Source organism: Mycobacterium sp. NGS33 (assembly GCF_059812885.1).
On sequence record NZ_JCALDN010000024.1, the window covers coordinates 36,771 to 57,984 of the forward strand.

Sequence of the window (21,214 nt, forward strand, 5' to 3'; positions counted from 1 at the left end):
GCTACGCTTTTGGGCCATGAGTAACTGGATGCTGCGCGGATTGGTCTACGCCGCGGCGATGGTCGTAGTCCGATTGTTCCAAGGTGCACTGATCAACGCGTGGCAGACGAACGCCGGGTTGTTCAGCGTGGTGCTGCTGCTGCTGTTCATCATCGGCGTGGCCGCGTGGGGGGTGCTCGACGGCCGCCGTGACGCCATCGCCAACCCGGATCCGGACCGCCGCGGCGACCTGGCGATGACGTGGCTGCTGGCCGGCCTGCTGGCCGGTGTCCTCAGCGGCGCCGTGTCCTGGCTGATCGCGCTCGTCTACAACGGCCTGTACACCGGCGGGCTGCTCAACGAGATCACGACCTTTGCCGCCTTCACCGCGCTGTGCGTCTTCCTGCCCGGGATCATCGGCGTGACCATCGGGCGCTGGCGGGTGGACCGCAATCCCCCGCCGCGGCGGCCGGGCACCGACGATGAGCGGGCCGATACCGACGTGTTCTCCGCGGTGCGCGGCGACGACGCCCCCACCGGCGAGATCCCCGCGCAGGCGTCCGGCGCACAGGGCGAGGCGCGGGCCGGGTCGGTCGCCACGGCCGAGCGCGAGGCGCCCACCGACACGGTGGCCACTACCGAATCCCCGACCGAGACGATCGCCAAGCCCGAGGACGACCCGAAGACCGAGGTGATCCGCACCGGCGAGGAGCACACCACGCCGGGCACCGAACACGACAAGGGCTAGCTGTTGGCGCCGGGCTCCCCGGCCAGATAGCGCAGGGCGAGCAGGTAGCCCTGCACCCCCAGGCCCACGATCACGCCGGTGGCGACCGGGCTCAGATAGGAATGCCGCCGAAATTCCTCGCGCGCATGGACATTGGAGATGTGCACCTCGATCAGGGGCTCACTGAGCTCGGCGCAGGCGTCGCGCAGCGCCACCGAGGTGTGGGTGAGCCCGCCGGCGTTGAGGATCACCGGTTCGCCCGCGTCGGCGGCCGCATGAATCCAGTCCAGCAGTTCGGCTTCGCTATCACTTTGCCGCACAACGGCTTTGAGGCCCAGCGCGTCGGCCTCCCGCTCGATCAACGCGGCCAGCTGATCGTGTGTCGTGTCGCCGTACACGTCGGGCTCCCGCCGACCGAGCCGGCCCAGGTTCGGGCCGTTGAGGACGTTGACGGTCTTACTCATGGGCCACTCCCGCGTAGGCCGCCGCCAGCAGCGCCGGGTCGGGTCCGGCCAGCCGGCCCGGCTTGCCCAGCCCGTCGAGGACCACGAACCGCAGCACGCCGGCGCGCGATTTCTTGTCTCCCGCCATGTATTCCAGCAGCTGCGGCAGCGCGTCGGCGTCGTAGCTGACCGGCAGGCCGAGCGCGGCCAGGATGGTGCGGTGGCGTTGCGCGGTGGCGTCGTCGAGCCGGCCGGCCAGCCGCGCCAGCTCGGCGGCGAAGACCAGGCCCACCGACACGGCGGCGCCGTGGCGCCACTGGTAACGCTCGCGGCGCTCGATGGCGTGCCCCAAAGTGTGTCCGTAGTTCAGGATTTCGCGCAGCTCCGACTCTTTCTCGTCGGCGGCCACCACCTCGGCCTTGACGGCGATCGCGCGGCGGATCAGCTCCGCCAAGACGTCCCCCGACGGGTCGACGGCGGCCCGCGGATCGGCCTCGATGAGGTCGAGGATCACCGGATCGGCGATGAACCCCGCCTTGACGATTTCGGCCATCCCGGCCACAAGTTCGTTGTGCGGCAACGTCTTCAGCGTGTCGAGGTCGACCAGGACGGCGTGCGGCTGATGGAACGACCCGACCAGGTTCTTGCCCGCGTCGGTGTTGATCCCGGTCTTGCCGCCGACGGCCGCGTCGACCATGCCGAGCAGCGTGGTGGGCACGTGCACGATGTCGACGCCGCGCAGCCAGGTGGCCGCCGCGAATCCGGCGACGTCGGTGGCCGCGCCGCCACCGAGGCTGACCAGTGCGTCCTTGCGTCCGATCCCGATGCGGCCCAGCACTTCCCACAGGAAGCCCACGACCGGAAGATCTTTGCCCTCTTCGGCGTCCGGGATCTCGATGCGATGCGCGTCAACCCCCTTGTCCGCCAACCGGCTTCGGATCACTTCGGCGGTCTCGGCGAGCACCGGTTGATGCACGACGGCCACCTTGTGCCGGTTGCACAAAAGTTCGTCCAGCTCGCCGAGCAAGCCGGTGCCGACGATCACCGGGTACGGCGGGTCGACGGCCACCTCGATGGTGACCGGATCACCGGGGCGGGTCATGTCGCGGCCCCCGCGGGGGCCTGCAACCGCGAGACGATGTAGCGCACCACCGCGCCGGGGTTGCGCCGGTTGGTGTCGACGCGGATGGTCGCGGCCCGCCGGTACAGCGGGCTGCGTTCGGCCATCAGCGCGCGGTACTTGTCGGCGCGATCGGGCCCGGCCAGCAGCGGGCGCACCGCGTTACCGCCGGTGCGCCGCACGCCTTCGGTGGCGCTGATCTCGAGGTAGACGACGGTGTGACCGGCGAGCGCCTCCCGCACCCCCGGGCTGGTGACGGCGCCGCCCCCGAGTGACACCACGCCGTCGTGATCGGCCAGCGCGGCGCGCACCACGTCCTCCTCGATGCGCCGGAATTCCGGCTCGCCGTCGGTGGCGAAGATGTCGGCGATGCGGCGCCCGGTCTGCTGCTCGATGGCCGCGTCGGTGTCCAGGAAGTCGACCCCGAGCGTCTTGGCCAGCCGCCGGCCGATCGTGGACTTGCCCGAGCCCGGCAAACCCACCAACACCGCCTTGGGCGCCATTACCCGGTACCCCGGGCGGCCGGCGACTCCCGCTCGGCGACCGCCCGCCGGTAGGACTCGACGTTGCGGCGGGTTTCGGCCAGCGAATCGCCGCCGAACTTCTGCAGCGCCGCGCGGGCCAGCACCAGCGCCACCATGGCCTCGACCACCACGCCGGCGGCCGGCACCGCGCACACGTCCGAGCGCTGGTGGATCGCGACGGCCTCGTCGCCGGTCGCCATGTCGACGGTGGCCAGCGCCCGCGGCACCGTGGAGATGGGCTTCATCGCGGCGCGCACCCGCAGGGGCTGGCCGTTGGTCATGCCGCCCTCGAGGCCGCCCGCGCGGTTGGTCGAGCGGACCACGCCGTCGGGGCCCGGATACATCTCGTCGTGGGCGCGGCTGCCGCGGCGGCGCGCCGTCTCGAAGCCGTCGCCGACCTCGACGCCCTTGATCGCCTGGATGCCCATCACGGCCGCGGCGAGCTGGCTGTCGAGCCGGTTGTCGCCGCTGGTGAACGAGCCCAGCCCGACCGGCAGGCCAAGGGCCACCACCTCGACCACGCCGCCGAGGGTGTCGCCGTCCTTCTTGGCGTCCTCGATCTCGGCGATCATCGCCTCCTCGGCGGCCTTGTCGTAGGCGCGCACCGGGCTGGCGTCGATCGCGGGCAGGTCGCCCATGCCGGGCGGCGGCCCAGCATAGGGGGCCGAGGGGCCGATCGAGATGACGTGCGAGAGCACCTCGACGCCCAGCGCCTGGCGCAGGAACGACCGGGCGATGGTGGCCGCCGCGACGCGGGCCGCGGTCTCGCGGGCGCTGGCCCGCTCGAGCACCGGGCGGGCGTCGTCGAAGCCGTACTTGAGCATGCCGGCGTAGTCGGCGTGGCCGGGCCGCGGCCGGGTGAGCGGCGCGTTGCGCGCGCTGTCGGCCAGCTCGCCCGGGTCGACCGGGTCGGCGGCCATCACGGTCTCCCACTTCGGCCATTCGGTGTTCCCGATCTCGACGGCAATGGGCCCGCCGAGGGTGACACCGTGACGCACCCCGGACAGCACGCTCACCGCGTCCCGCTCGAACGCCATGCGGGCGCCGCGGCCGTAGCCGAGGCGGCGGCGGGCCAGCTGTTCGGAAATGTCGAGGGAGGTGACCTCCACACCGGCGACCATGCCTTCGAGCACGGCCACCAGCGCGCGACCGTGCGACTCCCCAGCAGTGATCCAACGCAACACGGGTCCCATTGTCCCATGGGCACCTGCGCTGACTTAAATCCGCGCGGCGGTCGCGAGACTTTCATCCGCGGTGATTCCTGACCTGACCACGAGTTACGCCGCGATGCCGGCGGGGGCGCCGCGCTGATCTGCCACCATGTTGTCCGGTGGGTCAATTTCTCTGGTACATACCGAATACCGTCGAGCCGGGCCATCGCGGCGACGACACCGTCGACGGCTGGGGAAGCCTGGACTACTCGGTCGATCTGGCGCAGCGCGCCGAGCAACACGGCTGGCAAGGTGCGCTGATCGGCACCGGCTGGGGGCGGCCGGACACGTTCACGGTCGCGACCGCGATCGCCGCGCGCACCACCAACTTCGCGCCCCTGGTGGCGGTGCGCCCGGGCTACTGGCATCCGGCGCATTTCGCCAGCGCGGCGGCGACGCTGGACCGGCTCAACAACGGCCGGCTGCTCATCAACGTCGTCAGCGGCGCCGACGACCCGGCCGCCTACGGCGACCCCGAGGTCGACAAGGCGCGCCGCTACGACCGCACCCGCGAATTCATCCGCTTGGTCCGCCGGTTGTGGACCCAGGACGACGTGACCTTCCGCGGCGAGTTCTACCGCGTCGAACACTCGACGCTGCAGCCGCGCCCGCTCGGCGCGGACGAAGGCCGGTCCCCGAAGCTCTACTTCGGCGGAGCGTCGGCGGCCGCCGAGCAGGTCGCGGCGACCGATGCCGATGTCCAACTGTTCTGGGGTGAGCCGCTGGACGGGATCGCCGAACGCATCGACAGGCTGAAGTCGTTGTCCGACAAGCTCGGTCGCGAGCACGCGCCGCTGGAGTTCGGCCTTCGGGTGACCACGCTGGTGCGCGACACGTCCGAGCAGGCCTGGCGCGACGCCGAGGCGAAGGTCGCCAAGCTGGCCGGCACGCCGACCATGCTGCTGCTGCACGACCCGGCGGGATCCGCGGGCCAGCGGCGGCTGACCGATCTCGCCGGGCGCGGCGAAGTGCTCGATTCCTGCCTGTACACGACGCCGAGCAAGTACGGCGGCGAGGGCGCCGGGACGACATGGCTGGTGGGCTCGGCCGCCGAGGTCGCCGCCGCGCTGCGCAAGTACGCCGACCTCGGGGTCACGCATTTCGTCCTGTCGGACACCCCGTACAAGTCGGAGACCGTCCGGCTCGGCAACCAGCTGTTGCCGCTGTTGCGCCCGACGGCCGCCGCGGACTGAGCGCTCAGAGCAGCGCCAGCCCCACCCCCGCCGCGCTGGCCAGACACATCGACGGCCCGTGCGGCACCGAGCCCGTGCGGTCGGCACCACCGGGAACCCGGGCCACCATCCCCAGCGCCGCCGTCAGCAGCGGCGCGCCCAACGCCGCCAGAAACCAGGCGCCGGCGCCGAAGCAGCCGGTCAACGCGCCCAGGCCGAGGGCCAGCTTGACGTCACCGGCGCCCATTGCGCCCGGCGACGCGCAGTGCACCGCGAGATAGATCGCGGTCAGCGCCCCGGTCCCGGCCAGCGCCGACGGGCCGCGGCCGGCCAGCGTCGCGGCCGCCAGAATCATCGCGGCCCCGGTCAGCGTCAGCGCGTTGGGCAGGCGGCGTTCCCGGATGTCGTACCCACTCAGCGCCGCCAGCCAGGCCAGCACCAGGAACGCCGCAGCGACTCGCATGCGCGGCACGCTAATCCGGCGCGGCCACCGCGCAAGTCATGGCCTCGCGCGGCGCGGGCCGCCCGGTGAACTGCTCCACCTGCGCGAAAGCCTGATGCAGCAGCATCTGCACACCGCTGATCACCCGGCCGCCGGCGGCGCTCACCGTGGCGGCCAGCGGCGTCGGCCACGGGTCGTAGACGGCATCCAGCAGCACGCCGATGCGTCCGAAGGTGCCGGCATAGCGGGCGGCCACGTCCGCCGGGATGGTGCTGACCAGCACCTCGGCGCCCGCCACCTCGTCGGCGAGCACCTCGCCGTCCAGGTCGCAGAACCGGGTCGGCACGCCCAGGTCGTCGCCCAGCTGCACCAGCCGGGCCGCCTTGTCGGGGTTGCGGGCCACCACGGTGATGCCGGCGACGCCCAGCTGCGCCAGGCCGGCGACGGCCGCCGGCGCGGTGCCCCCCGATCCACAGACCAGCGCCCATCCCGACGCGCTGCCCAGCGCCCCGGCGACCCCGTCGATGTCGGTGTTGTCGGCCCGCCAGCCGGTCGGCGTGCGGACCAGGGTGTTGGCCGAACCCACTCGGCGCGCGCGCTCGGTGCGCTCGTCGGCGAACCGCAGGGCGGCGAACTTGCCGGGCATGGTCACCGACACCCCAACCCATTCCGGGCCGAGGCCGCCGAGGACGCCGGGCAGCTGCTCGGCGTCGCATTCGATGCGCTCGTAGGTCCAGTCGGCCAGGCCCAGCGCGCGGTAGGCGGCCAGGTGCAACTGCGGGGATTTCGAGTGGGCGATCGGCTTGCCGAGCACGGCCGCCTTGCGGGGCGCCGAGCTAGCGGGGGGTGCTGTCGAGGACACCGTTGTGCTTAGCCAGCTCGATGTTGGCCAGATGCTGTTGGTAGTCGCGGGTGAACAGCGTCGTGCCCTGCGCGTCGATGGTGACGAAGTACAGCCAGTCGCCGGGCTGCGGGTGCTCGGCGGCGTTCAGCGCGTCGGTGCCGGGCGAACAGATCGCGGTGGCCGGCAGGCCCTGCGACACGTAGGTGTTCCACGGCGTCTTCTGGGCCCGGTCGGCGTCGCTGGTGGCCACCTCGCGGCGGTCCAGCGGGTAGTTGACCGTCGAGTCGAACTCGAGCGTGTGGTGGGCGTGCAGCCGGTTGTAGATGACCTGCGCAACCTTGGCGAAGTCCTGGGAGTTGGATTCCTGCTGCACCAGGGACGCCACCACCAGGATGTCGTAGGGCGACAGGCCCAGGGCCTGGGCGGTGTCCACCAGCCCGGACTTGACGTACTCCTCGGCGCCGGCGCCGACCAGGGTGGCCAGGATGGCCTCGGGCGACGCCGACGGATCGATGTTGAAGGTGCCCGGCCCGATCAGGCCTTCGATGCGGCGGTGGTCCTTGCCGAGCTCGCCGACGGGTTCGGTCGCCCATGGCGGCACCGCCAACGCCAGGGCGGAACTGTTGGTGGCGGCCGCCCGCAGGCCCTGCGCCGGAACGCAGTGCGTGTCCCCGTCCAGGTCGACGCAGGTGGCACGCGAGATCAGCGTCAGGATTCCCGGCGTCACCACGTTGGTCTTCATGTCGGTGGTGTCGTCGAGCTGGCGGCCCTCGGGGATGACCAGCCGGCCCACCCGGCTCTTCGGGTCGGTCAGCCGCGCGACGGCGTTGGCGGCCGGGATCTCGGTGCGCATCCGGTAGAAGCCCGGCTGGATCGCGTTGATGGCGCTGTTGCCGTGTGCGGCGTTGACGAACGCCCGCACGGTCTTGATGACCTGCTCTTTTTGCAGCGTCTCGCCGATGTTGGTGGTCGAGTCACCGGCCTGGACCTGAATCACCAGGTCCCGCTTGCCGCTGCCGGTGTAGTCGTCGCCGGGCCCGAACAGCGTGTGCCACAGCTTGCCGCCCACCAAGACGCCGGCGAGCACCACCACGACGACGAGGGCGAGCACGATCTTGCCGGCGAAGCGCCGCCGCCGGCGGCCCCGCTCGGCCTTGCGGGCGACGCGGCCGGGCTTGCGCCCCGGCGGCGCGCCCACCGCCTCGGGCTCGGCCCGTTCCCGCCGTGCGCTGTCAACCATCGCTGAGCTCCCCCGCCGTCGCCGCGCGGCGCTGATCCAGCCAACTCTGCAGGATCGCCACCGCCGCGGCCTGATCGATCACCGCACGCTGTTCTTTGGCCCGCACCCCGGCCGCGCGCAGCGAGCGCTGGGCGGCCACGGTGGTCAGCCGCTCGTCGGCCAGCCGCACCGGAACGGGAGGAACGCGGCGGGCCAGTGCTTCCGCCAGCTTGTCGGCCACCTCGATCGCGTCCAGCGCCGACGGGCCGGTGCGATCGGCCAGCGTGCGCGGCAGTCCGACCACCACCTCGACGGCCTCGTATTCGGCGACCAGCGCGACCAGCCGCCGCAGGTGCTTGCCGTTGCGGTCGCGGCGCACGGTCTCCACCGGGGTGGCCAGGATGGCGTCGGGGTCGCTGCAGGCCACGCCGATGCGCACGCTGCCCACGTCGATGCCGAGCCGTCGTCCCCGGCCCGGGTCCTGGTCGGGATCTCCGGGCCGGTCAGGCAGGCGGTGCTGTGTCAAGACCACTCAATCGACCCGCGCTATCACGGCGATCTCGGAACGTACCGCGTCGAGCGCCGCGTCGATGCCGGCCGGATCCTTGCCGGATCCCTGCGCCAGGTCCGCCTTTCCCCCGCCGCGGCCGTCGACGGTCGCCGCGAGCTGCTTGACCAGGTCGTTGGCGCGAAGCCCCAGGTCCTGGGCGGCCGGGTTGGCGGCGACGGCGTAGGGCACCGACCCGCCTTCGCCCTCGGCGATCAGCGCGACCACCGCCGGATCGCTGCCCAGCTTGCCGCGGATGTCGCCGACCAGCGAGCGCAGATCGCCCGCCGTCATCCCGCCCGACATCCGTTGCGCCACCACCCGGACGTTACCGATGCGCTCGGCGCCCGTCGCGGCGTTGGTCGCGGCGGCCCGCGCCCCGGCCAGCCGGGCGCGTTCGAGTTCCTTTTCCGCCGCCTTGAGCCGCTCCACCAAGTTGGCCACCCGGGCGGGCACCTCGTCGGAGGGCACCTTGAGCGACGACGCCAGCCCCGCCATCAGCGCGCGTTCCTTGGCCAGGTGCCGGAACGACTCCAGCCCGACGTAGGCCTCCACCCGGCGCACCCCGGAGCCGACCGAGGATTCGCCCAGGATGGTCACCGGCCCGATCTGGGCCGAGTTGTGCACGTGGGTTCCCCCGCACAGCTCCAGCGAGAAGGGGCCGCCGATCTCCACCACCCGCACCTCGTCGGGGTAGGCCTCGCCGAACATGGCCATCGCGCCCATCGCCTTGGCCTTCTCCAGCTGCTCGGTGAACGTGTGCACCTCGAAGTCGGCCTGCACGGCCTGGTTGGTCACCTCTTCGACCTGGGTGCGCTGTTCCTCGGACAGCGGGCCCTGCCAGTTGAAGTCGAATCGCAGGTAGCCCGGGCGGTTCAGCGACCCGGCCTGAACGGCGTTGGGGCCCAGCACCTGTCGCAGCGCCGCGTGCACCATGTGGGTGCCCGAGTGGCCCTGGGTGGCGCCGCGGCGCCACTGCGGGTCGACCGCCGCGACGACGGTGTCGCCTTCCACGAATTCACCGGACTCGACGTTGACCCGGTGCACCCACAGGGTTTTGGCGATCTTCTGCACATCGGTGACCGCCGCGCGGGCCGTCTCGCCGGCGCCCGTTCCGCTGATGGTGCCCTCGTCGGCGATCTGGCCGCCGGCCTCCGCATACAGCGGCGTGCGGTCCAGCACGAGTTCGACCCGGTCGGCACCCTCGGTGCCATGGGTGACCACCGGGACCCGCTTGCCGTCCACGAAGATGCCCAGAATCCTTGCCTCGGAAGTCAATTCGTCGAAGCCGGTGAACTCGGTGGGTCCGGCGTCGACCAGTTCGCGGTAAGCGGTCAGGTCGGCGTGGGCGTGTTTGCGCGCGGCGGCGTCGGCCTTGGCGCGGCGGCGCTGTTCGGCCATCAGTTCCCGGAAGCCGACCTCGTCCACGTGCAGGTCGGCCTCGGAGGCCATCTCCAGCGTGAGCTCGATGGGGAATCCGTAGGTGTCGTGCAGGGTGAAGGCGTCCGAGCCCGAAATCGCCTTCGCGCCTGAGGCTTTGGTGGTGCCGGCCACCTCGTCGAACAGCTTCGAGCCCGCCGCCAGCGTGCGGTTGAACGCGGTCTCCTCGGCGACGGCGATGCGCTTGATCCGGTCGAAGTCGGTGACCAGTTCGGGGTACGACGGCCCCATCGCGTCGCGCACCGTGGCCATCAGGTCACCGACGATGGGCCCCTCGATGTCGAGCAGCCTGGCCGAGCGGATCACCCGGCGCAGCAGCCGGCGCAGCACGTAGCCGCGGCCGTCGTTGCCGGGCGTGACGCCGTCGCCGATCAGGATCGCCGCGGTGCGGCTGTGGTCGGCGATCACCCGGTAGCGCACGTCGTCGTCGTGGTTGCCCGCGTCATACCCGCGGGGCGCCCGCGCGGCGGCGGTGTCGATGAGCGGGCGCAGCAGGTCGGTTTCGTAGACGTTGTGCACGCCCTGCAGGATGAAGGCGACCCGCTCCACCCCCATGCCGGTGTCAATGTTCTTGCGCGGCAACGGCCCCAGGATCTCGAAGTCGGCTTTGCCGGTGCCCTCGCCCCGCTCGTTCTGCATGAACACGAGGTTCCAGATCTCGATGTAGCGGTCCTCGTTGGCGATCGGGCCGCCCTCGACGCCGAACTCCGGCCCCCGGTCGTAGTAGATCTCCGAGGACGGGCCGCACGGGCCGGGGATGCCCATCGACCAATAGTTGTCCTCCATGCCGCGGCGCTGGATGCGGTCCTCGGGCAGCCCGGCGATCTCCTGCCACAGCTGCACGGCCTCGTCGTCATCGAAAAAGACCGTCGTCCAGATGCGTTCGGGATCCAGCCCGTAGCCGCCCTGCTCGACGCCGTTGGTCAGCAGGGTCCAGGCCAGCTCGATGGCGCGGCGCTTGAAGTAGTCGCCGAACGAGAAGTTGCCCGCCATCTGAAAGAACGTGTTGTGCCGGGTGGTGATCCCGACCTCGTCGATATCGGGAGTGCGGATGCACTTTTGGATGCTGGTGGCGGTCGAGAACTCGGGCGTGCGCGCGCCCAGGAAGTAGGGCACGAACTGCACCATGCCCGCGTTGACGAACAGCAAGTTGGGGTCGTCGAGGATCACCGAGGCGCTCGGCACCTCGGTGTGGCCCGCCTTCACGAAATGATCAAGAAACCGCTTCCTGATCTCGTGTGTCTGCACTTTCCAGCCCGCTTCTTTCCGTTACTTCGACGTCTAACTCCCAGCCTATTCGCCGGGTGTGAGACGCCCATCTAACGACGCATTTCGACCGCTCACAGTACCTGGCCCGGTGCCCCGGGCACCCGGCCGCTAACCCTGCAGAAAGCTCAGTCGCACCGAGCGTTGCGAGTTGTCCCGGTTCAGGTCGACCAGGACGATGCTCTGCCACGTGCCCAGCATCGGCTCCCCGCCCGAGACGGGAACCGTCACCGACGGTGCGACGAGCGCCGGCATCACATGGTCGGCGCCGTGACCCTCCGAGCCGTGCGCGTGCCGGTACCGGTCGTCGCGCGGCAGCAGCCGCTCCAGCGTGTCGACCAGGTCGTCGTCCGAACCGGCGCCGGTCTCGATGATGGCCACCCCCGCCGTGGCGTGCGGGACGAACACGTTGCACAGGCCGTCCCCGCGCGACCGGCAGAACCCGCGCACCGCGTCGGTGAGATCGACGATGCGGCGGCGCGAAGTGTCCACGTCCAACACATCGGTATGCACCCGGCCAAGCCTACGGCGCGCCCGTCGCGAGCAGCCAATCGTTTGTGAGCGCGGCCACAGTTGGGCATTGCGGGTGCCCACCGGCAGGAGGAAGGTAGGTCAGACCGGTGGCGTCACCGGGGCGCTGCCCCGAACAAAGAGGGGGTGGATCGTGTACGCACGCTCTACCACAATTCAGGCGCAACCCTCGTCCATCGACGCCGGAATTGCGCATGTTCGCGATGAGGTCATGCTCGCGCTGCAAGGTATGCCGGGGTGCGTCGGAGTATCCCTTTTGGTCGACCGTCGTTCGGGCCGGTGCATCGCCACCAGCGCCTGGGAAAGCGATGAGTCCATGCGCGCCAGCGGTGACACCGTGACGCCGATCCGTGATCGGGCGGCGGAAAGGTTCGGGGGCACGGCGAACGTCGAGCAGTGGGAGATCGCGGTGCTGCATCGCGACCACCGCGCGCCCGACGGCGCGGGCGTGCGTGCGACTTGGGTCCGGGTGCCGCCGGAAGGCATGGACCAAGGCATCGAGTACTACAAGTCGTCCGTCCTGCCCCAGCTCGAGAGCCTCGACGGGTTCTGCAGCGCGAGCCTTCTGATCGACCGCTCCTCCGGGCGTGGCGTGTCCTCCGCGACGTTCGACAGCGTCGATGCGATGGAGCGGAACAGGGAACAGGCGGGTGCGCTGAAGAACTCCTCGATGCAAGAGGCGGGTGCCGAGGAACTCGACGAAGCCGAGTTCGAGCTAGCGCTAGCGCACCTCCGGGTGCCCGAGCTGGTCTGATCGAGATGCGGCGACGGACCGGCCGAACCAGGCATTCGGCCGGCCGCCGGCCCGCGCCCCCAAACCATTGCGGCGCGCAACGGGCAGGAGGAAGGTAACTGGTGGGACCGGTGGCGCCACCGGGGTGCCGCCCCTACACAGAAGGGGTCGACCGTGTACGCACGTTCCACCACCATCCAGGCGCAACCCCTGTCGGTCGACATCGGAATTGCGCACGTTCGCGACGTCGTCATGCCCGCCCTCACCGAGATCGACGGGTGCGTAGGGCTGTCGCTGTTGATCGACCGGCAATCCGGCACCTGCATCGCCACCAGCTCGTGGGAGACCATCGAGGCGATGCGCGGCAGCGCCGAGCGGGTCGCGCCCATCCGGGACCGGGCCGCGCTGATGTTCGACGGCAGCGCCCGCGTGGAGGAATGGGACATCGCCCTGCTGCACCGCGACCACCCGTCCCGCCAGGGCGCGTGCGTGCGCGCCACCTGGCTCAAGGTGGTGCCGGATCAGCTGAACCGGTCGCTGGAGTTCTACCGGTCCTCGGTGCTGCCCGAAATGGAAAACCTCGACGGGTTCTGCAGCGCCAGCCTGCTGGTCGACCACCCCGCCTGCCGCCGGGCCGTCACCTGCTCCACATTCGACTCGATGGAGGCGATGGCCCGCAACCGCGACCGCGCCAGCGAACTGCGCAGCAGGCGGGTGCGGGAGCTGGGCGCCGAGGTGATCGACGTGGCCGAGTTCGAGCTGGCCATCGCCCACCTGCGGGTGCCCGAGCTGGTCTGACGGCCGGCTTACGGCAGGGTGTCGCCGGGGAAGCCGCGGCAGGCGTGCACCTCGTAGGTGAACACGCCCGCGGCCACCCCCGGGTCCTCGGTCATGATCGCGGTGGTCTCGTCGACCGTCGCAGCGAACACCCCGACGCCGCAGACGTCGGATTCGTCGCTGACCGGCAGGACCACCGCGAGCACGCCGTCGTCGCGCAGCCCGAAGTTGCGCCGGCCGTGTTCCCAGATCACGCCCACCGACGACTCGTCGCCGAATCGCGGGCCGCGCCTGAGGATGACGACGCTGTACGACTTGGCGGTGGGCAGCAGCCGGCCCATCTCCTCGTCGGTGAAGACTTTCATGACCGTCCCCTCTTGTTGCGGATGATCGCGCGCAACCGGTCCAGCCGGCCGGCCATTTCGCGCTCACCGCCACGGCCGGTGGGCCGGTAATAGTCGACACCAACCAGCTCGTCGGGTGGATACTGTTGCGCGACAACGCCATCCGGGTGGTCATGCGAGTACTTGTAGCCCTGCGCGTTGCCCAGCCCGGCCGCGCCCGAATAGTGGCCGTCGCGCAGATGGGGTGGGACCAGTCCGGCCTTGCCGGCCCTGATGTCGCTCATCGCCGCCCCCAGCGCCGTGGTGACCGCGTTCGACTTCGGCGCGGTGGCCAGATAGATCGTGCAGTGCGCCAGGGTCAGTTGCGCCTCCGGCATGCCGATCAGCGCGACGGTCTGCGCGGCCGCCACCGCCACCTGCAGCGCGGCCGAGTCGGCCATGCCGATGTCCTCACTGGCCAGGATCATCAGCCGGCGCGCGACGAACCGCGGGTCCTCCCCGGCGATGAGCATGCGGGCCAGATAGTGCAGGGCGGCGTCGACGTCGGAGCCGCGGATCGACTTGATGAAGGCGCTGATGACGTCGTAGTGCTGGTCGCCGTCGCGGTCGTAGCGGACGGCCGCCTCGTCCAGGGACTGCTCGACGGCGGCGACGGTCAGCTCGCCGCCGGGCTCGGCCGCCCGCACGGTTTCAGCGGCGACCTCCAGCGCTGTCAGCGCGCGCCGCGCGTCGCCCGCGGCCAGCCGCACCAGCAGGTCGACCGCGTCGGGCGCGACGGCGATCTGGCCGCCCAGGCCGCGCGGGTCGTCGATCGCGCGCCGCACCACGGTGCGGATGTCGTCGGCGCTCAACGGCCGCAGTTGCAGGATCAGCGAGCGGGACAGCAGCGGCGCCACCACCGAGAAGCTGGGGTTCTCCGTGGTCGCCGCGACCAGCAGCACCACCCGGTTCTCCACGGCCGACAGCAGCGCGTCCTGCTGGGTCTTGGAGAACCGGTGCACCTCGTCGATGAACAGCACCGTCTGCTCGCCGGACAGCAGCGCCCGGCGGGCGGTGTCGATCACCGCCCGAACGTCTTTGACGCCGGCCGACAGGGCCGACAGCGCCTCGAACCGGCGGCCGGTCGCCTGCGAGATCAGCGCGGCCAGCGTCGTCTTGCCGCTGCCGGGAGGCCCGTACAGGATGGCCGACGCCACGCCCGAGCCCTCGACCAGGCGGCGCAGCGGAGACCCGGGCGCCAGCAGATGGTCCTGGCCGACCACCTCGTCCAGCGATGCGGGACGCATCCGGACCGCCAGGGGCGCACCGCCCGACACGCCCAGCCCGTGATCGGTGGGCCGCGGCGCGCCGGGGAGGTCAAACAGACCGTCGGACACGGCTTCAGGCATACCACGACGGGCCGACGCCCGCGCCGGTCCAGGCACGCGGTCCGCAATCCGGGCGGCCACGGCCCATCTTTGCTAAGTTCCGGTTGCCGAGTTCCGCGGGCGTTCCCTCCTAGGAAACTTCGCCACACGCGGAAATCCGACAGCAAGGACGGACATGAGCCAACCTCCCGAGTATCCAGGCACCCCGGCAGACCCGCAGGGCACCAATCCTCCCGGCTACCCGCCGCCCTCCTACGGCACACCGCCCCCGCCTCCCCCGGGCTACGGCCCGCCCCCGGGTTACGGCGCACCGCCGCCCCCGGGTTACGGTCCGCCGCCGGGTTACGGCGCGCCCCCGCCCGGCTACGGGCCACCGCCCGGCTACGGCGGGCCGCCCGCGTTCAGCGTCGGCGACGCGTTCGGCTGGGCCTGGAACGCGTTTTCCAAAAACCCTGTGGCGCTGATCGTTTCGGCCCTCGTCTACGGGGTGCTGTTCGGCATCGCCTCGGCCCTGATCGGACTGAGCCAAAGCGTGGGCGACACCACGAGCAGCTCCGACGACGACTACTTCACCTTCACCGCGAACCTCAACGGCGGTGGGCTGGCACTGCTCATCCTCGGCTATCTCGTCGCCTACCTCGTCGGGGCGTTCGCCCAGTCCGCATTCCTGTCCGGCTGCCTGGATCTGGCCGACGGGCGCCCAGTCACCATCGGCTCCTTCTTCAAGCCACGCAACTTCGGCACGGTGTTCCTGGCCGCGCTGCTCGTCGGCATCCTCACCTCGATCGCCTCGGCGCTGTGCGTCCTGCCCGGGCTGATCCTGGGGATCTTTGCCCAATTCACCATCCCGTACGCCATCGATCGATCCGAACAGCCGATCAAGGCGCTCACGTCCAGCTTCTCCACCGTGACAGCGAACTTCGGCAACGCCCTGCTGGTCTGGCTGGTCGAGGTGGTCCTGTTCTTTGTGGGCGCGCTGGTGTGCGGAGTCGGCCTGCTGGTGGCGGCCCCGGTCGCCTCCCTGTTCGGGATCTACGCCTACCGCAAGTTCTCCGGCGGGCAAGTGGCCCCGGTGCCGCAGGCCGGATACCAGTCCGGACCCCCGCCGGGGCCCGCGCCGGCGTAGCGCCGCGCGCAGGTTGTCGGATTACGGCCCGTCAGCCGCTGGCGCGGTGCGCTGCGCCGGGTCGGCGCGTGTGATGGGATCGGCGATGATGAGCATCGAAGCCGCGCTGGGGCACCGCGCCGGCCACACCTTTGATCGGCCTGCGCGGACATGACCTTCGGCACCGGCGCACCGCCGGCGGCGGGCACCGCGCGCTACGACGCCGACCGCCTGTTGGCCGGCTACCGCGCCGCGCGCGCCCAGCAAGCGCTGTTCGATCTGCGGCACGGCCCGGCCAGCGGCTACGACGAATTCGTCGACCGGGACGGCAACGTCCGCCCCGCCTGGGCCGAACTGGCCGACGCCATCGCCGAGCGCGGTCGCGCCGGGCTGGACCGCCTGCGCTCGGTGGTGCACGACCTGATCGACAACGACGGCATCACCTACACCGACGTCGCACCCGGCGGCCGTGGCCAAGAACCCAGGCCCTGGCAGCTCGACACCCTGCCCATCGTGCTGTCCGCGGCCGACTGGGAGGCGCTCGAGGCCGGCCTGCTGCAACGGTCGCGGGTGCTCGACGCGGTGCTGGCCGACCTCTACGGGCCGCGCAGCCTGCTCACCCACGGGGTCCTGCCCCCGGAGCTGCTCTTCGGCCATCCCGGATACGTGCGCGCGGCCAACGGAATCGAAATCCCGGGCCGCCACCAGCTTTTCATGCACGCCTGCGACGTCAGCCGTCGACCGGACGGCGCCTTCGTCGTCAACGGCGACCGCACCCAGGCCCCGTCGGGCGCCGGGTACGCGCTGGCCGACCGGCGCGTCGTCGCGCACTCGATTCCCGACCTCTACGAACGAATCGCGCCGCGGCCCACGACACCGTTCGCCCAGGCGCTGCGGCTGGCGCTGATCGACGCGGCACCCGATGACGCCCAGGACCCCGTGGTGGTGGTGCTCTCGCCGGGCATCTACTCCGAGACGGCGTTCGATCAGGCCTATCTGGCCACCCTGCTGGGCTTCCCGATGGTGGAGAGCGCCGACCTGGTGGTGCGCGACGGCATGTTGTGGATGCGCTCGCTGGGCACCTTGAAACGCGTCGACGTCGTGCTTCGCCGCGTCGACGCCGACTTTACCGATCCGCTGGACCTGCGCGCCGACTCCCGGCTCGGGGTGGCCGGTTTGGTGGAGGCGCAGCACCGCGGGACGGTGACCGTGGTCAACACCCTGGGCAGCGGGATCCTGGAAAACCCTGGGCTGCTGCGCTTCCTGCCCGCGATGGCCGAGCACCTGCTGTCCGAAACCCTGCAGCTGCCCACCGCGCAGGTCTATTGGGGCGGCATCGCCGGCGAACGCTCACACCTGCTGGCCAACCTGTCATCGCTGTTGGTCAAGTCCACGGTCGGCGCGGAAACCCTTGTCGGCCCTACGCTTTCGTCGCGCCAGCTGACGCGGTTGGCCGCACGCATCGAGAAGATGCCGTGGCAGTGGATCGGCCAGGAACTGCCGCAGTTCTCGTCCGCGCCGACCGATCACGGCGGCGTGTTGTCGTCGGCGGGCGTCGGCATCCGGTTGTTCACCGTCGCCCAGCGCGGCGGCTACGCGCCCATGATCGGCGGCATCGGTTATGTGCTGGCCCCCGGGTCCGGCGCCTACACGCTGAAAAGCATTGCGGCGAAAGATGTCTGGGTGCGTCCCACCGAACGGGCCCGGGCGGAGGCGATCAGCCTTCCCACGCCGGAGGGCCCGGCGAAGACGGCCGCGGGCACCTGGGCTGTCAGCTCGCCGCGCGTGTTGTCCGACCTGTTCTGGATCGGCCGCTACGGCGAGCGCGCCGAAAGCATGGCGCGGCTGCTCATCGTCGCCCGCGACCGGTTCCACGTCTACCGCCACCATCAGCACAGCGAGGAAAGCGAATGCGTGCCGGTGCTGATGACGGCGCTGGGCCGCATTACCGGAACGCCCGACAGCGACGGCGACCACGCCGAGATGATCGCCATCGCGCCGTCCACGCTATGGTCGCTCACCGTCGATCCGTACCGGCCCGGCTCCCTGGTGCAATCGGTCGAGGGTTTGGCGCTGGCCGCGCGGGCGGTGCGCGACCAGATGTCCAACGACACATGGATGGTGCTGGCCGCGGTGGAGCGCGCGCTCGCGCTGGAAAGCGAACCGCCGGACTCACTTTCGGAGGCCGACGCCCTGCTCACCGGTGCGCAGACCCAGACGCTGGCCGGGATGCTGACGCTGTCGGGGGTGGCCAACGAGTCGATGGTGCGCGACGTGGGCTGGACGATGATGGACATCGGCAAGCGGATCGAACGCGGGCTGTGGCTGACGGCGTTGCTGCGGGCCACCCTGACCGTGGTCCGCGGTGCCGCGGCCGAACAAACCGTCATCGAGTCCACCCTGGTGGCGTGCGAGTCCTCGGTCATCTACCGGCGCCGCACGGTGGGCAAGGTCAGCGTGGCCGCCATGGCCGAACTGATGTTGTTCGACGCGCAGAACCCGCGGTCGTTGCTGTACCAGTTGGAGCGGCTGCGGCTCAATCTCAAGGACCTGCCGGGCTCGTCGGGCTCGTCGCGCCCGGAACGGCTGGTGGACGAGATCGGCACCCTGCTGCGGCGATCCCATCCCGCCGCGCTCGAACGGGTCAGCGACGACGGCCGCCGCGCCGAGTTGGCGGAGCTGCTCGATGCCGCGCATGGCGAGCTGCGCAACCTGGCCGAGGTCATCACCACCACGCAGCTGACACTGCCCGGCGGCATGCAGCCGCTGTGGGGTCCCGGGGTGCGCCGGGTGATGCCGGCCTAGCCGCACGACGATGCAGCCCGCGAAGCGGGGTGAGGAGGAGTGGGGCAATGCGGCTAGCCGCACGACGATGCAGCCCGCGAAGCGGGGTGAGCAGGAATGCGGCAATGGCTAGCCGGCGATCGCGGCGGGTCCCCTGGCCTCCGAGGTGATCTCGTCGATCACGGTGTGAATGAACTTCATCTTCTCCAGCACGGCGGCCGGCAGCACGAACGGGTAGAGGTCGTCGTGGCCCATCGAACGGTTCACCATGTTCAGCGACCACGACAGCGGCAGCCACATGTCGATGATCGTCTGAAAAGCGCTGGGCCCCAACACGGGCCGGTCGAAGGTCGCCGTCGCCGGTGCGAATCCGCACCAGGCCGAGGTGTCCAGCGCGTCGCGGATGTGCAGGTAGTGCGCGAACGTCTCGGCCCAGTCCTCGGCGGGATGCATGGTCGCATACGACGACACGAAGTCGTCCTGCCAGCCCTGGGGCGGGCCGTCGCCGTAGTGGCGGTCCAGCGCCGCCTGGTAGTCGGCGTCGGGATCGCCGAACAGCTCGTTGAACTGTGCGAGGTATTCGGTTGACGGGGCGATCAACCGGTAGAAGTAGTAGTGCCCGATCTCGTGGCGGAAATGCCCGAGCAGGGTGCGGTAGGGCTCGTCCATCTCGACGCGCAGCTGCTCGCGGTGCACGTCGTCGCCTTCGGCCAAATCCAGTGTGATGACGCCGTTGTCGTGTCCGGTCATCACCTTCTCTTTGGCGCTGGACAGCAAATGGAACGCCAAGCCCTGCTGGGGATCCGCGTCGCGGCCGATGATCGGCAGCTTCAGCTCGTGCAACTCGACGATCAGCCGGCGCTTGGCCGCCTCGGCGCGGGCGAACTCGGCCAGCCCGGCGGTGTCGGCGTCGTTGGGCCGCACCGTGGTCAGCGAGCACGACTCGCACAGCCGGCCGTAGTCGTTCTTCGGCACCAGCCAATTGCATTCGGCCAGATGGAGATTGCCGCACAGCTGGTACTCGTCGGCGTCCACGGCGCCGGCGTGCTCGCCCTCGTTGCCCTTGGCGATCACCAGCAGCGCCATCTGGTTGAGCGAGAAACCCAGCGCGCTGCCGCACGACAGGCAGGCCGAGTTCTCGAATGCCAGGCGCTGACCGCAGTTGGGGCAGTGGAAATCACGCATAAAGCACATCGCCTTCGAAGGGAACCACGTCGACGGCGACGTCGATCACGCTGTGTTCCGAGTTGGTGTAGATGATTCCCCGCAGCGGCGGGACGTCGGCGTAGTCGCGTCCCCGGCCGACGACGATGTAGCGCTCGTCGACCATCTGGTCGTTGGTGGGATCAAGCCCCAGCCACTCGAATTGGCCGGCCTGCTGGGGAGTCCACACCGCTGCCCAGGCGTGGGTGGCGTCGATGCCGATCATCCGATCCTTTCCGGGTGGCGCGTCGGTGGCCAGGTATCCGGATACGTAACTGGCCGCCAGACCGTTGGCGCGCAGGCAGGCGATCGCCAGCCTGGCAAAGTCTTGACATACCCCTTCCCGGGCGGCCAGAACCTCATTGACTCCGGTGGAAATCGTCGTCGATCCCGACCGGTAGGTGAAGTCGGTGAAGATGCGCGACGCGAGATCCCGCAGCACGTCGATCAAGGGGCGCCCGGGTGCGAAGCTGGGCGCCGCGTAGTCGCGGATGTCGTCGGTGATCTCGGGCGGATTCAGGTCGAGCGTGAACTCGGTCGCCAGGGCCCCGCCGCGCCCGACCGGTCGCGCCGACTCCCACGGTTCGGTCGCCGGCCCCCCGCCGTACAGCTGCGGGGCGGGCGGGTAGACGTCGACGATCGAATCGCTGGTCACCTTCAGGGCGCGGTGCGGCTCGGTCACATGGAAATAGGAGCTGACGTTGCCGTAGCTGTCTTCGCTGGTGGAGCTGTCGGCGGGGGCCGGGTCGATGATCAGCCGGTGCGCGACGCAGCGCTGCCGCAGCGAATCGCGCGGGGTGAGGAATCCGCGACCGTAAGAGCTGGTCACGACGTCGGAGTAGCGGTACTCGGTGCGGTGGGTCACCCGATGGCGGCGGGCCGCCCCGCCCCCGTGATCGCCTGGTTGTGCCGGCAAGCGCGTCCTCCTGTCCACCGCTGATCTCATCACATGCCGGCCGGTCCCGCGGGGTCCGCGGACCGCGCCGCCAACCGGCGTTTGCCGATCCGACGGCACTCGCGCCAAAACGGGAGCACAATCGTGTTGTGGCCACGTGGGGCGAGGTCGCCCGCATCGTTGGTGAGCTGGCGCTCACCTCCGAGCCGTCACCGCACGACTGGCGGGTCGGCAAGAAGCTGCTGGCCTGGGAGCGGCCGCTGCGGCCGTCGGAGCGCGAGGCGCTGGAACGCGACGGGACCCCGCCGCCGCGGGGCGACATCCTCGGCGTCCGGGTCTCCGACGAGGGGGTCAAGTTCGCGCTGATCGACGACGACCCGAGGGTGTACTTCACCACGCCGCACTTCGACGGCTACCCCGCGGTGCTGGTCAACCTGGCCGAGATCTCGGTGCGCGACCTCGAGGACCTGATCACCGAGGCCTGGCTGACCCAGGCGCCGCGCAAACTGGTCCAGGAGTTCCTGGCCGACTCGCGCTGATT

General features: G+C 70.6%; 21 protein-coding genes. 7 read left to right on the plus strand and 14 right to left on the minus strand.

Annotated elements, in window-relative coordinates; genetic code table 11:
* Nucleotides 1-16 precede the first annotated feature (16 nt).
* Nucleotides 17-727 (plus strand): B-4DMT family transporter, encoded by a 711-nt coding sequence (locus AC5Y5B_RS23445; RefSeq protein WP_205869221.1) that lies wholly within the window; start codon nt 17-19, stop codon nt 725-727.
* On the opposite strand, the gene aroQ is transcribed toward AC5Y5B_RS23445, so the two are convergent.
* The 4 genes from aroQ to aroC are packed head-to-tail and all read right to left on the minus strand — an operon-like array spanning nt 724 to nt 3,977.
* The gene (gene aroQ, locus AC5Y5B_RS23450; protein ID WP_112635066.1) at nt 724-1,170 is read right to left on the minus strand and encodes a type II 3-dehydroquinate dehydratase; all 447 of its coding nucleotides are present in this window, start codon (nt 1,168-1,170) and stop codon (nt 724-726) included. The genes AC5Y5B_RS23445 and aroQ overlap by 4 nt on opposite strands.
* A complete protein-coding gene (aroB, locus tag AC5Y5B_RS23455; RefSeq protein WP_112635065.1) occupies nt 1,163-2,251 on the minus strand; it encodes a 3-dehydroquinate synthase in 1,089 nt (362 codons plus the stop codon). The genes aroQ and aroB overlap by 8 nt, the downstream gene beginning before the upstream one ends.
* On the minus strand, nt 2,248-2,772 hold the full coding sequence (locus tag AC5Y5B_RS23460) for a shikimate kinase (protein WP_112635064.1): 525 nt from the start codon (nt 2,770-2,772) through the stop codon (nt 2,248-2,250). Before AC5Y5B_RS23460 ends, aroB begins: the two co-directional genes overlap by 4 nt.
* Nucleotides 2,772-3,977: a chorismate synthase gene (gene aroC, locus AC5Y5B_RS23465; protein WP_500006972.1), complete on the minus strand. Its 1,206-nt coding sequence runs from the start codon at nt 3,975-3,977 to the stop codon at nt 2,772-2,774. Before aroC ends, AC5Y5B_RS23460 begins: the two co-directional genes overlap by 1 nt.
* Before the next feature lie 146 nt (nt 3,978-4,123).
* Between aroC and AC5Y5B_RS23470 the strand changes: the two genes are divergently transcribed.
* Nucleotides 4,124-5,197: an LLM class flavin-dependent oxidoreductase gene (locus AC5Y5B_RS23470; RefSeq protein WP_112635806.1), complete on the plus strand. Its 1,074-nt coding sequence runs from the start codon at nt 4,124-4,126 to the stop codon at nt 5,195-5,197.
* Between the two features lie 4 nt (nt 5,198-5,201).
* Here AC5Y5B_RS23470 and AC5Y5B_RS23475 read toward each other — a convergent pair whose 3' ends face one another.
* From AC5Y5B_RS23475 to AC5Y5B_RS23500, 6 genes are all read right to left on the minus strand, one after another.
* Entirely contained in the window at nt 5,202-5,639 is a 438-nt protein-coding gene (locus AC5Y5B_RS23475; protein WP_112635816.1) for a prepilin peptidase, read from the minus strand.
* A 10-nt stretch (nt 5,640-5,649) separates the two neighbouring features.
* Nucleotides 5,650-6,480 (minus strand): shikimate dehydrogenase, encoded by an 831-nt coding sequence (locus AC5Y5B_RS23480; protein ID WP_112635804.1) that lies wholly within the window; start codon nt 6,478-6,480, stop codon nt 5,650-5,652.
* On the minus strand, nt 6,455-7,702 hold the full coding sequence (locus AC5Y5B_RS23485; RefSeq protein ID WP_289176430.1) for an endolytic transglycosylase MltG: 1,248 nt from the start codon (nt 7,700-7,702) through the stop codon (nt 6,455-6,457). The genes AC5Y5B_RS23480 and AC5Y5B_RS23485 overlap by 26 nt, the downstream gene beginning before the upstream one ends.
* On the minus strand, nt 7,695-8,213 hold the full coding sequence (gene ruvX / locus AC5Y5B_RS23490) for a Holliday junction resolvase RuvX (protein ID WP_289176431.1): 519 nt from the start codon (nt 8,211-8,213) through the stop codon (nt 7,695-7,697). The genes AC5Y5B_RS23485 and ruvX overlap by 8 nt, the downstream gene beginning before the upstream one ends.
* Nucleotides 8,214-10,916, minus strand: a complete 2,703-nt coding sequence (gene alaS, locus AC5Y5B_RS23495) for an alanine--tRNA ligase (protein WP_500006976.1) — start codon at nt 10,914-10,916, stop codon at nt 8,214-8,216.
* 129 nt (nt 10,917-11,045) lie between these two features.
* Nucleotides 11,046-11,435, minus strand: a complete 390-nt coding sequence (locus AC5Y5B_RS23500) for a secondary thiamine-phosphate synthase enzyme YjbQ (RefSeq protein WP_205869162.1) — start codon at nt 11,433-11,435, stop codon at nt 11,046-11,048.
* A 163-nt stretch (nt 11,436-11,598) separates the two neighbouring features.
* Here AC5Y5B_RS23500 and AC5Y5B_RS23505 point away from each other — a divergent pair, with 163 nt between their 5' ends.
* Both AC5Y5B_RS23505 and AC5Y5B_RS23510 read left to right on the plus strand, forming a co-directional pair.
* Nucleotides 11,599-12,219 carry a hypothetical protein gene (locus AC5Y5B_RS23505; RefSeq protein WP_205869160.1) on the plus strand — a complete coding sequence of 207 codons (621 nt, stop codon included), beginning with the start codon at nt 11,599-11,601 and terminating at the stop codon, nt 12,217-12,219.
* Nucleotides 12,220-12,372: 153 nt separating this feature from the next.
* Complete coding sequence (locus AC5Y5B_RS23510) at nt 12,373-12,996, plus strand: hypothetical protein (protein WP_112634276.1); 624 nt, start codon at nt 12,373-12,375, stop codon at nt 12,994-12,996.
* 8 nt (nt 12,997-13,004) lie between these two features.
* On the opposite strand, the gene AC5Y5B_RS23515 is transcribed toward AC5Y5B_RS23510, so the two are convergent.
* Together AC5Y5B_RS23515 and AC5Y5B_RS23520 are read right to left on the minus strand one after the other, a co-directional pair.
* Complete coding sequence (locus AC5Y5B_RS23515; protein ID WP_500006977.1) at nt 13,005-13,340, minus strand: hypothetical protein; 336 nt, start codon at nt 13,338-13,340, stop codon at nt 13,005-13,007.
* Nucleotides 13,337-14,707, minus strand: a complete 1,371-nt coding sequence (locus AC5Y5B_RS23520) for a replication-associated recombination protein A (RefSeq protein ID WP_500006978.1) — start codon at nt 14,705-14,707, stop codon at nt 13,337-13,339. Before AC5Y5B_RS23520 ends, AC5Y5B_RS23515 begins: the two co-directional genes overlap by 4 nt.
* A 154-nt stretch (nt 14,708-14,861) precedes the next feature.
* Between AC5Y5B_RS23520 and AC5Y5B_RS23525 the strand changes: the two genes are divergently transcribed.
* Entirely contained in the window at nt 14,862-15,812 is a 951-nt protein-coding gene (locus AC5Y5B_RS23525) for a hypothetical protein (RefSeq protein WP_500006980.1), read from the plus strand.
* Between the two features lie 150 nt (nt 15,813-15,962).
* On the plus strand, nt 15,963-18,596 hold the full coding sequence (locus AC5Y5B_RS23530) for a circularly permuted type 2 ATP-grasp protein (RefSeq protein WP_500006982.1): 2,634 nt from the start codon (nt 15,963-15,965) through the stop codon (nt 18,594-18,596).
* Between the two features lie 108 nt (nt 18,597-18,704).
* Here the strand turns inward: AC5Y5B_RS23530 and AC5Y5B_RS23535 are convergent, their stop codons facing one another.
* The gene (locus tag AC5Y5B_RS23535) at nt 18,705-19,760 is read right to left on the minus strand and encodes a zinc-binding metallopeptidase family protein (RefSeq protein ID WP_500006983.1); all 1,056 of its coding nucleotides are present in this window, start codon (nt 19,758-19,760) and stop codon (nt 18,705-18,707) included.
* The gene (locus AC5Y5B_RS23540; RefSeq protein ID WP_500006984.1) at nt 19,753-20,694 is read right to left on the minus strand and encodes a transglutaminase family protein; all 942 of its coding nucleotides are present in this window, start codon (nt 20,692-20,694) and stop codon (nt 19,753-19,755) included. Before AC5Y5B_RS23540 ends, AC5Y5B_RS23535 begins: the two co-directional genes overlap by 8 nt.
* A gap of 128 nt (nt 20,695-20,822) precedes the next feature.
* Between AC5Y5B_RS23540 and AC5Y5B_RS23545 the strand changes: the two genes are divergently transcribed.
* The gene (locus AC5Y5B_RS23545) at nt 20,823-21,212 is read left to right on the plus strand and encodes an MmcQ/YjbR family DNA-binding protein (protein ID WP_500006985.1); all 390 of its coding nucleotides are present in this window, start codon (nt 20,823-20,825) and stop codon (nt 21,210-21,212) included.
* Nucleotides 21,213-21,214 lie beyond the last annotated feature (2 nt).

Excerpts from the sequence above, each read along its gene's own strand:
- AC5Y5B_RS23445 (WP_205869221.1), top strand. The coding sequence starts at position 17 with ATGAGTAACTGGATGCTGCGCGGATTGGTCTACGCCGCGGCGATGGTC.
- aroQ (WP_112635066.1), bottom strand. The coding sequence starts at position 1,170 with ATGAGTAAGACCGTCAACGTCCTCAACGGCCCGAACCTGGGCCGGCTC.
- aroB (WP_112635065.1), bottom strand. The coding sequence starts at position 2,251 with ATGACCCGCCCCGGTGATCCGGTCACCATCGAGGTGGCCGTCGACCCG.
- AC5Y5B_RS23460 (WP_112635064.1), bottom strand. The coding sequence starts at position 2,772 with ATGGCGCCCAAGGCGGTGTTGGTGGGTTTGCCGGGCTCGGGCAAGTCC.
- AC5Y5B_RS23475 (WP_112635816.1), bottom strand. The coding sequence starts at position 5,639 with ATGCGAGTCGCTGCGGCGTTCCTGGTGCTGGCCTGGCTGGCGGCGCTG.
- AC5Y5B_RS23485 (WP_289176430.1), bottom strand. The coding sequence starts at position 7,702 with ATGGTTGACAGCGCACGGCGGGAACGGGCCGAGCCCGAGGCGGTGGGC.
- AC5Y5B_RS23515 (WP_500006977.1), bottom strand. The coding sequence starts at position 13,340 with ATGAAAGTCTTCACCGACGAGGAGATGGGCCGGCTGCTGCCCACCGCC.
- AC5Y5B_RS23520 (WP_500006978.1), bottom strand. The coding sequence starts at position 14,707 with ATGCCTGAAGCCGTGTCCGACGGTCTGTTTGACCTCCCCGGCGCGCCG.
- AC5Y5B_RS23525 (WP_500006980.1), top strand. The coding sequence starts at position 14,862 with ATGAGCCAACCTCCCGAGTATCCAGGCACCCCGGCAGACCCGCAGGGC.
- AC5Y5B_RS23530 (WP_500006982.1), top strand. The coding sequence starts at position 15,963 with ATGACCTTCGGCACCGGCGCACCGCCGGCGGCGGGCACCGCGCGCTAC.
- AC5Y5B_RS23535 (WP_500006983.1), bottom strand. The coding sequence starts at position 19,760 with ATGCGTGATTTCCACTGCCCCAACTGCGGTCAGCGCCTGGCATTCGAG.